This is a genomic window from Rhizobacter sp. P2_H2 (genome assembly GCF_056403375.1).
On record NZ_JBFUFP010000159.1, the window covers coordinates 1 to 8049 of the forward strand.

An 8049-nucleotide genomic window follows, 5' to 3' on the forward strand; every position below is an offset into this window, starting at 1 on the left:
CGGGCCGGTCTCGGCCGGGGCCGGCACGCGCCGGCGCGCCGCGGCGCCGATGCGCGCCAGCAGCTCGGCACCGCGCACCGGCTTCGCGACGAAATCGTCGACACCGGCGTTCAGCACGCGGGCCGCGGTCAGCGGGTCGGTGCGGCCGAGGGCGACCAAAGTCACTTCGGGATTCAGCCAGTTGCGGCGCCAGTCGACGAGCGCGCTGCAATCGGTGGCCGGGTCGTCGACGTCGACGACGATCAGTCCATGGTCGTCGCGCTTGATGCCGCGCAAGAGCGTACCGGTGGACGCGTAGACCTCGCACTGGAAACCGGCGCACTCCAGTGCGGTCCGCACGACCAGTTGCGTGTCTTTGTCTTCGATCAACAAGGCTGCTTTGTTCACGAGACTCCCCTATGTGTTTAATGATGTCTGACGGTCTCGTTCCGCAAGCCATGTGCCACGAAGCGATGTATGGCTGCGCGACGGCCCCGCCGCTTGCAAGCGGTTTCAAATTGACCTGCAAGTGCTTGATTCCTCGTGGCGCGCCGTGGAAACGAACGGGCGCGCCGATGCCACCCGGTACGCATCCGACAGCGCACGCGCCGGTGGGGCGAATCAAGTTTGAGAAGAACGCGAGGGGGTCTCTCTCACGACTGCGACAGGCGTCGAACGTCGCGTGACGGGACCGTTGCGCCTGGATTAACGATGCCTGCGGGCAGGTCTTCGTGCGGGCGTTCTGTCTGATGCCTCACGGCATCTGCAACGAACCGATCGCACCCGCAGTTCGTGCGCTGGAGTCCGCTATTTCGGACGGCACCTGCGACGCGCGCGGCGCAAAGGAGTATCGGGAATCGCCTCAGCCCGCCGGATCCGTGCTCGGGTCCTTGTACGCCGACGGGTCCACCGCCAGCGCCTTCAGCTTGCGGTACATCGTCGCCGGCGTCAGCGCGAGTTCGGCGCAGGCCGCCTTCACCGAACCGCCGTGGCGGCGCAGCGCTTCTTCGAGCAGGCTGCGCTCGATCATCGCGACCGATTCGTCGAACGAGCGCGGTGCCGAAGCCGTCGGCTCGCCGTCGACGAAGATCGGCAGGCCGAGGATCAGGCGCTCGGCGCAGGCCTTCAGCTCGCGCACGTTGCCCGGCCAGCGCGACGCGAGCAGCGCCTGGTGCTGGTCCGGCGTCAACGACGGCACCGGCATCTGGAAGCGCAGGCTCGCCTGCTGCACGAAGATCTGGAACAGCCCGAGGATGTCGCCCAGCCGGTCGCGCAGCGCCGGGATCTTCAGCGAGGCCACGTTGAGCCGGTAGAACAGGTCGGGCCGGAACTCGCCCTTCTTCGCCAGGTCTTCCAGGCTCACCTTGGTCGCCGCGACGACGCGGAAGTTCACCGGGATCGGCTTGTTGTTGCCCAGGCGCTCGATCTCGCGCTCCTGGATCACGCGCAGCACCTTGGCCTGCAGCGCGAGCGGCATCGCCTCGATCTCGTCGAGGAACAGCGTGCCGTCCTTCGCGTGCTCGATCTTGCCGATGCGCTGCTTGCCCGCGCCGGTGAAGGCGCCGGCCTCGTGGCCGAACAGCTCGCTCTCGAACAGGCTCTCGGGGATGGCCGCGCAGTTCAGCGCGACGAAGTTGCCGCTGCGCCGGCCGAAATCATGCAGGCAGCGCGCGACCAGCTCCTTGCCGGTGCCGGTCTCGCCGTGGATCAGCACGTCGACCGGTGTCGGCGCCAGGCGCAGGATCAGGTCGCGCAGCTCGCGCACCGGTGCCGCGTCGCCGCGCACGATCTGGTCGATGCCGGACGACTCGGCCAGCCGCGTCTTCAGCTGCCGGTTCTCCTGCACCAGCCGGTACTGGTCGGCCGCGCGCTGCACGACCGCCAGCAGCCGTTCGCGGCTGAACGGCTTCTCGAGGAAATCGTAGGCGCCCGAGCGGATCGCCTGGATCGCGGTCGGGATGTCGCCATGGCCGGTCATCAGCACCACCGGCAGGTCGGCATCCTTCTCGCGCGCGCGCTGCAGCACGAACAGGCCGTCGGCCTTCGGCAGCCGCAGGTCGGTCAGCACGGCGGCCGGCGCCACGGCGGCCATCTGCTCCATCGCCGATTCGGCGTCCTCGAACAGGCTGACCTCGTAGCCGGCCAGCTCCAGCGCACGCTTCACGCTGACGCGAAAGGCCTCGTCGTCCTCGATCACCAGCACGCGCGTCACCGGCGTGGTGGCAGGGCCGGCGGCTTTGGCGGGGTCTTGCATGGTCTTGTCGGGGATCGAGGGCTTCACGTGTCGGTTCGGTCAATGCAAGCAATGCGGCGATCGTAGCGCCCTGCCGGACGCTTGCGCGGGCGGCCGGGCGCAACTTCGCCGCGGCATGCGCCGCTTCGCACCGGGCCACCGCCGGCCCGGCCCGGCGGCCCTACCGTTGCGGTCAACGACGCCACCGCTGCAAGGAACCCGCATGCCTCCGATCAATCCGATGTTGCTGAAGAGCAGCGCCCAGGCGCTCGGTCGCGTGGCCCAGCAGGTTGCCAAGGCAGCGCCCGGCCTGGCCGAGAAGGCGACGGGTGCGACGCGCCTCGCCTCGAAGACGATGAGCGGATTGAGCGGGCTGAGCGAACGCCTGCCCTCGAAGCTGCCGAGCGCCGCGACGCTGCAACAGGGCCTCTCCGGCCTTCGCCCGCGCCTGCAGAACGCATCGCTGCTCGGGCAGATGGGCCGGCTGGGCGAGCAGGTGGCGCAGATGTCGCAACTGGCCCAGATGCTGCCGACCGGCCCCACGGGAGCAGCGGCACCGACCCGGCCTGCGGAATCCGAGAACCTCACGAAACCCACGACGCCGACCGCGAATCCCGGACACATCCCGCTGGGCCCGTTCGGCGCGATCCGCGACGCGGCGCACGCCGCGCTGAAGGGCCCGATGGCCGCGGCAGTGCGGGGCTCGGACCGCGCCTCGCGCGTGGCCGGCGAGTTCCTGCAGGCGCTGCACGACATCGAGGGCAGCGCGCTGTACCAGAACTTCGCGCCGCCCCTGGTGAACCAGATGCTCGGCGAGGCCAGGACGGGCCTGCAGGCGATCCACGACATGGTCCAGCGCTTCCAGTCCGGTCTCGGCAAGCTGGACGCCGCGCTGCAGCCGGCGCCGACCGGCGCGAAGCCGCCGCCGCTGCCCCCGAGGCCGACCACCCCGAAGCCGAGCGCCACCCTGCCGGCCTCGGCCAGCAGCACTGCCGCCACCGATGGGTCGGCGCCGAATGACAGCATGCGCACCGACGACGGCAAGCCGTCGTCGGCCTCGTCATCCGCCACGTCTGCCGACTTCTTCTCCGCGCAATCGACCCTGTCGAGCGCTCCGACCGCCTCGACCACCGGACCCACGAAATGACCCTGCACGCCACCCCCGCCAGGAATGACCTCGCCTTCGACGACCCCGCGTTCGACGAACTGCGCGACGAAGCCGTGCGCCGCTTCGAGGCGTTGGTCGACCGCGTGACGGACGGCCTGATGAGCGACCCGCTCGGCAACGGCCCGGCGCACGACCGCGAGGCCTGCAGGCTGGCTGCGATCGCGCTGCTGGCCGAGGCCAACCGCTCCGCATTCGGGGCGGATTCTCTCGTTGCGCAGGTGCTGGCCGGACCGCCCGCGTCATGAGATGAGTCAGTTCATCAACTGATTCATGAGCGATACCGACCACACCTGCACCAGCCCGGCCGCCAGCAGAAACTCCCCGATACCCTCGTCGTTCGCGTTCGAGTCCAACAGCACGCCCAATTCCCCGGTGTTCGTCTTCACCCACTCGAAGTCGTCCCTCTCCAGCGGCTGTTCAAGTTGAAGGGTCTGCGCGACATGAATGATCGCGCAGCACTGCTGCACGCTGATCCGGACCAGGTCATTCAGGATCAGGCTTTCCGCGCCCAGTGACTGCGGGCCCTTCGTCACATCCAACGGGTTTGCACCAGACAGGCTGTGCAACGAGGCCAGCACCACGACGCATATCTGCACGGACGGCCGCGGGCGCGTCTCGATCTCCTTGCAAAAGACTGCGTGGACATCGGCAAGCAGCGACTCGTGGCCTCGAAAGACCATCGCCAGCAGACCCCGACAGGTGATGGGGCAGACCGAGCACAAAGTCGCCATCTCCACCACGTGCTTCACGACCAACGAGCAGCCGTCGCGAGTCGAGTACATCGCCAAGCCACCGAGGGCGCTCCGCGCCGCCTTGACCACGGTCAGGCCGTACAGGATTCCCGCCGGCGTCAAGGGGAAGTCTGCCTTCAGGTAGCTCCCGGTGAACAGCTCTGCGCAATCCTGCGGCGTCTCCAGCTGGGAGATCGCCTCCAGAACCTGCCAATGCTCGGCCTTGAAGGCGAGTACTCCTCTGCGCTGGCCGATCGGCTCGCTGCTGATGCACATGCGGATGGCAGCCTCGCGCTCCGCAGTGGACTTCGACGCGTCATTCATGACCGACCAGAGTTGCTCGATCGGGTGGACCGACGGGTCTTCGCTCGAGTCCTCGAACGCTTCGGTTTCCGACGAACTCGCCGGCGGCGACCGCGGGGACGATGGCGTCGCCGGCAAGGCCTTCCTGGGTGACAAGTCAGACGCGGTTCGTTTCATGTCGTGCTCCTTCCACGCCGCATGAGTGGGGCCGCACGGCAAATCGTTCCATCGCAGGGGGGTGGAACTACAAACTCCCCGGCACCGTCGTCGGATCCTCCAGCGGCAGCCGCACATCGAACACCGCACCGCCGGCGCTGCCGTTGCGCGCGCGCAGGTCGCCGCCCATCTCGCGCATCACGTCGCGCGACAGCGCGAGACCGAGCCCCAGCCCGCGCCCGGCCGCCTTGGTCGAGAAGAACGGCTGGAACAGCCGCTCCAGCACCGGCGGCGCGAGCCCCGGGCCGTTGTCGGCCACGCTGAGCACGACGAACTCGCCGTCGCTCGCGCAAGCGAACTCGATGCGGCGCGGCTGCACCGGCTCCAGCACGTCGAGCGCGTTGTTGACCAGGTTCGCGATCACCCGCACCAGCTGGCCCTCGAAGCCGTGCGCCAGCGCATCGTCGAAGCCGATCTCGATCTCGCACGGCGTCTGCCCGAGCCGCGAGCGCAGCATGCCCAGCGCCTCCAGCACCGCCTGGCGCAGGCTCAGCTGCTGCACCTGCGCGGTCGAGCGCGCCGGGAAGGCGGCGAGCTGCGCGGTCAGGTCGGTCAGCCGGGTCGACAGCTTCAGCATCGTGCGCATGCTCGCCATCACCTCGCCCGTCTCGCCACTGTCGATCAGCTCCAGCGCCGTCTCGGCGACCAGCCGGATCGACGCCATCGGCTGGTTCAGCTCGTGGTTGATGCTCGCGACCAGGTGGCCGACGTTCGACAGCCGCTGCGCATAGGCCAGCGTCTGCTCGGTGCTGCGCAGCACCTGCTCGGCATCGCGGTCGAGCGCCAGCATCTCGGCGCGCAGCGCGATCGCCTCGCGCTGCTGCTCGGCGGCCACGCGCGAGCCTTCGGCGTAGGCTTCGTAGGCGCCGGGGTAGTCGCCCTGGTCTTCCAGCAGGTCGGCCAGCAGCAGCCGCGCGGCCACCAGCCGCGGCTCGTTCGGCAGCGTCTCGAGGTGGCGCACCGCGGCCCGCGCGCAGGCCACCGCCGCACGGTGGCGGCTGCGCGCGCGCTGCAGCTCGGCCATCTGCAGCCACACGATGCCGCGCTCGAGCCGGCTGCCGCGCCGGCGCGCCCAGTCGGCCAGCCGGCGCAGCGCGAGCAGCACGGTCGCGTCGTCGCCGATCGCGGTCGCGACCTGCGCGATGTTCTGCAGCACCTGGCCGCCATCGGGCTGGCTGCGCGGGTTGTCGATGTGGCGCGCGTCGGGCAGCACCGCCGAGGCGCGCGCGTACTCGGCCTGTGCGCCCTGCACGTCGCCCTGCTGTGCCAGCTGCCGCCCGCGCTCGAGCCGCATCAGCGCCTCGTTGTGGCGCAGGCTGATGTCGAGGTGGCGGTCGTTCGGCGCCCCGGGCGTGCCGACTGCCTGCGCGGCCACCGCGATCGCGCTGTCGAGGTCGCCGCCCAGGCGGTGCGCCATCGCCATCGCGGCCTGGCAGCGCGCCACGTCGGCGCGGTTGTCCATCAGCCGGAAGCGCTCGGCGGCCTCGGCGATCAGCGTCATCGCGCGCTCGTGCTCGCCGACCTCGAGCCAGCACTGGCCGCGCAGCAGCAGGATGCGGGTGGCGCGCCAGCGGTCGTCGCGGCGCTCGAAGCCTTGCTGCGCCTCCAGGCACAGCACATAGGCGCGGTCGGGGCGGCGCGCCTGCAGCACCAGCGTGGCCGAGCGGAACAGCGTGCGCACGATCTCGCCGTCGTCGCCGCTCGCGCGCGCCAGCGCGATCGCCTCCTCGCACAGCGCCACCGCGTACGGGCCGTCGGCGCCGACGCGCTCCATCGCCTTCAGCAGCCGCTGCTCGACCTCCGACGGCAACAGCCGCTCCGGCGCGGTGTGCGGCCAGAGCGTCGGGCGGTCTTCGAAGAAATCGAGCGGGTCGCTGTCGGGCATGGGCCTGCTTGAAGTGATGGCCGGCATTGTGCAATGCGCGAGGGCTTCGACAGGCTCAGCCCGAACGGGTGACAAGCCGCAGATCGACAGACCGCACGAGCGCAGCGATGTGCCCATCAAGCAACGCCCGCGGAACCGGCTTTGCCGGGCCGCAGGGTGGCGCCCCTCGGGGGCAGGAGCGAAGCGACTGGGGGGCCGTCATCACATCAGGCCCTCAACCACAGGTAATCGCCGGCCGAGATGGCCTCGAACATGTCATCGGGCGCCTGCAGCAGGTGATCCTTCCAGTAGCGGCCGTGCTCGGCGTAGTGCGCCAGCGTCTCCATCAGCCAGCCGCCGTCGATGTCGTCGGTCATCGGCACGCGCACAATCAGCTGGGTCGACCCGGTGTCGGGATCCAGGCCGAGCTGCGCCTGGTCCTGCGCATAGACGAGCAGGTTCGATTCCAGCATCAGCCGGAAGATCGACAGCGTCCGCCCGGCCGTCGTGATGCCGTAGTCGAACTGGATGTACATCGCCTGCGGATCGTTCGTCACGTGGTCGACGATCACGCTGAAGCCCTCGACCTCGACGCGCCGCGACTGCAACACCGCCTGCACGTCCGGCAGGTCGAGCTCGCCGCACAGCGCCGTCAGCAGGTCGATGTAGCGCTCGTGGTCCGGATCGTCGCCGGCCGGCGCCTCACCCTCGGCACCTTCGGGCAGTTCGCCCTCGTTCATCTCAGCACTCATCGCTCGTTCCTCCTGGCCTGCACCAGCATCTTGGCAATGCTCAGTGCGGCCTGTTCTTCCGTGCGCGGCACCTGCAGCTGCAGCAGCTTCATCGGCAGCATCCAGTGCAGCAACTTGATCGACATCGGAAAGCCCCCCTCGGGCTGCGCCGGCTTGATGTAGTTCGCGATCAGGTAGTCGGCCACCGCCGCCAGCCCGCCGCTGTCGAGCCGGGCTCCGGCGCGCGTGCTGCCCAGCAGCGCCAGATTCAGCTTGCGCAGCGCACCGGCCGCCAGCGCGCCGTTGCCGGTGTCGGCCGCCTTGTTGAGCTCGCGGTCGATCACGGTCTTCTGCACCACGCCCAGCATGCCCTTCTTGCAGCGCTGCAGCGGGATCTTCGAATCGAACACCCTGCGCGGCGATCCGCCGCGGCCCGGCTCATCCGATTTCTCGGCCAGGCTGCGCGCGCGCGCCAGCTTGTCCTGGCGCGATTCCTCGCCGCCGCCGCGGTCCTCGTCATCGCCCGAATCCTGCGACTGGTCCTTCAGGTTGACGGCTTCGGTGCCGGTCTGCTGCGCCTCTGCCGAGTGGAAATCGTGATCGTCTTCGTCACCGCCCGCGATGCCGTTCGCACCGCGGCGCCGGCTCTTGCGCGCCTTGTTGGTGGTCGACCGCTTGGGCCGCGCGCCCGGCCGGTTGCCACCCACGTGGCGGCCCTGCCCGCCGGAGCGGTGCGGGCCGTGGTGCTCGTGGCTCTGGTGCGTGGCCTGCGGCGTCGCCGCCGGCGCGGCATGCGCGGTGGTCGCGGCGGGCGCGACCGCGGC

Annotated in this window: 8 protein-coding genes; 2 read left to right on the top strand and 6 right to left on the bottom strand. The window is 69.8% G+C overall.

Annotation, left to right across the window (positions count from 1 at the left end; genetic code table 11):
- A partial coding sequence (locus AC1D15_RS11480) for a response regulator (protein ID WP_477826069.1) occupies positions 1 to 387 on the bottom strand: 387 nt, incomplete at its 3' end.
- Positions 388 to 841: 454 nt separating this feature from the next.
- Positions 842 to 2233 (bottom strand): sigma-54-dependent transcriptional regulator, encoded by a 1392-nt coding sequence (locus tag AC1D15_RS11485; protein ID WP_465114379.1) that lies wholly within the window; start codon positions 2231 to 2233, stop codon positions 842 to 844.
- Positions 2234 to 2435: 202 nt separating this feature from the next.
- Between AC1D15_RS11485 and AC1D15_RS11490 the strand changes: the two genes are divergently transcribed.
- Positions 2436 to 3359, top strand: coding sequence for a hypothetical protein (locus AC1D15_RS11490; RefSeq protein ID WP_465114380.1), 924 nt, complete (start codon positions 2436 to 2438; stop codon positions 3357 to 3359).
- A complete protein-coding gene (locus AC1D15_RS11495) occupies positions 3356 to 3625 on the top strand; it encodes a hypothetical protein (RefSeq protein ID WP_047505515.1) in 270 nt (89 codons plus the stop codon). The genes AC1D15_RS11490 and AC1D15_RS11495 overlap by 4 nt, the downstream gene beginning before the upstream one ends.
- A gap of 6 nt (positions 3626 to 3631) precedes the next feature.
- Here the strand turns inward: AC1D15_RS11495 and AC1D15_RS11500 are convergent, their stop codons facing one another.
- The 4 genes from AC1D15_RS11500 to AC1D15_RS11515 form a co-directional block, all read right to left on the bottom strand.
- Positions 3632 to 4591 carry a hypothetical protein gene (locus AC1D15_RS11500; RefSeq protein ID WP_477826070.1) on the bottom strand — a complete coding sequence of 320 codons (960 nt, stop codon included), beginning with the start codon at positions 4589 to 4591 and terminating at the stop codon, positions 3632 to 3634.
- A 67-nt stretch (positions 4592 to 4658) separates the two neighbouring features.
- The gene (locus AC1D15_RS11505; RefSeq protein WP_477826071.1) at positions 4659 to 6515 is read right to left on the bottom strand and encodes a sensor histidine kinase; all 1857 of its coding nucleotides are present in this window, start codon (positions 6513 to 6515) and stop codon (positions 4659 to 4661) included.
- A 206-nt stretch (positions 6516 to 6721) separates the two neighbouring features.
- Positions 6722 to 7246, bottom strand: a complete 525-nt coding sequence (locus tag AC1D15_RS11510) for a type III secretion system chaperone family protein (protein WP_465114383.1) — start codon at positions 7244 to 7246, stop codon at positions 6722 to 6724.
- The coding region (locus AC1D15_RS11515) for a hypothetical protein (RefSeq protein WP_477826072.1) at positions 7243 to 8049 on the bottom strand (807 nt) is incomplete at its 5' end. The genes AC1D15_RS11510 and AC1D15_RS11515, both read right to left, overlap by 4 nt.

Coding starts and splice junctions, on each gene's coding strand:
- AC1D15_RS11485 (WP_465114379.1), bottom strand. CDS start 2,233: ATGCAAGACCCCGCCAAAGCCGCCGGCCCTGCCACCACGCCGGTGACG.
- AC1D15_RS11510 (WP_465114383.1), bottom strand. CDS start 7,246: ATGAGTGCTGAGATGAACGAGGGCGAACTGCCCGAAGGTGCCGAGGGT.
- AC1D15_RS11490 (WP_465114380.1), top strand. CDS start 2,436: ATGCCTCCGATCAATCCGATGTTGCTGAAGAGCAGCGCCCAGGCGCTC.
- AC1D15_RS11500 (WP_477826070.1), bottom strand. CDS start 4,591: ATGAAACGAACCGCGTCTGACTTGTCACCCAGGAAGGCCTTGCCGGCG.
- AC1D15_RS11495 (WP_047505515.1), top strand. CDS start 3,356: ATGACCCTGCACGCCACCCCCGCCAGGAATGACCTCGCCTTCGACGAC.
- AC1D15_RS11505 (WP_477826071.1), bottom strand. CDS start 6,515: ATGCCCGACAGCGACCCGCTCGATTTCTTCGAAGACCGCCCGACGCTC.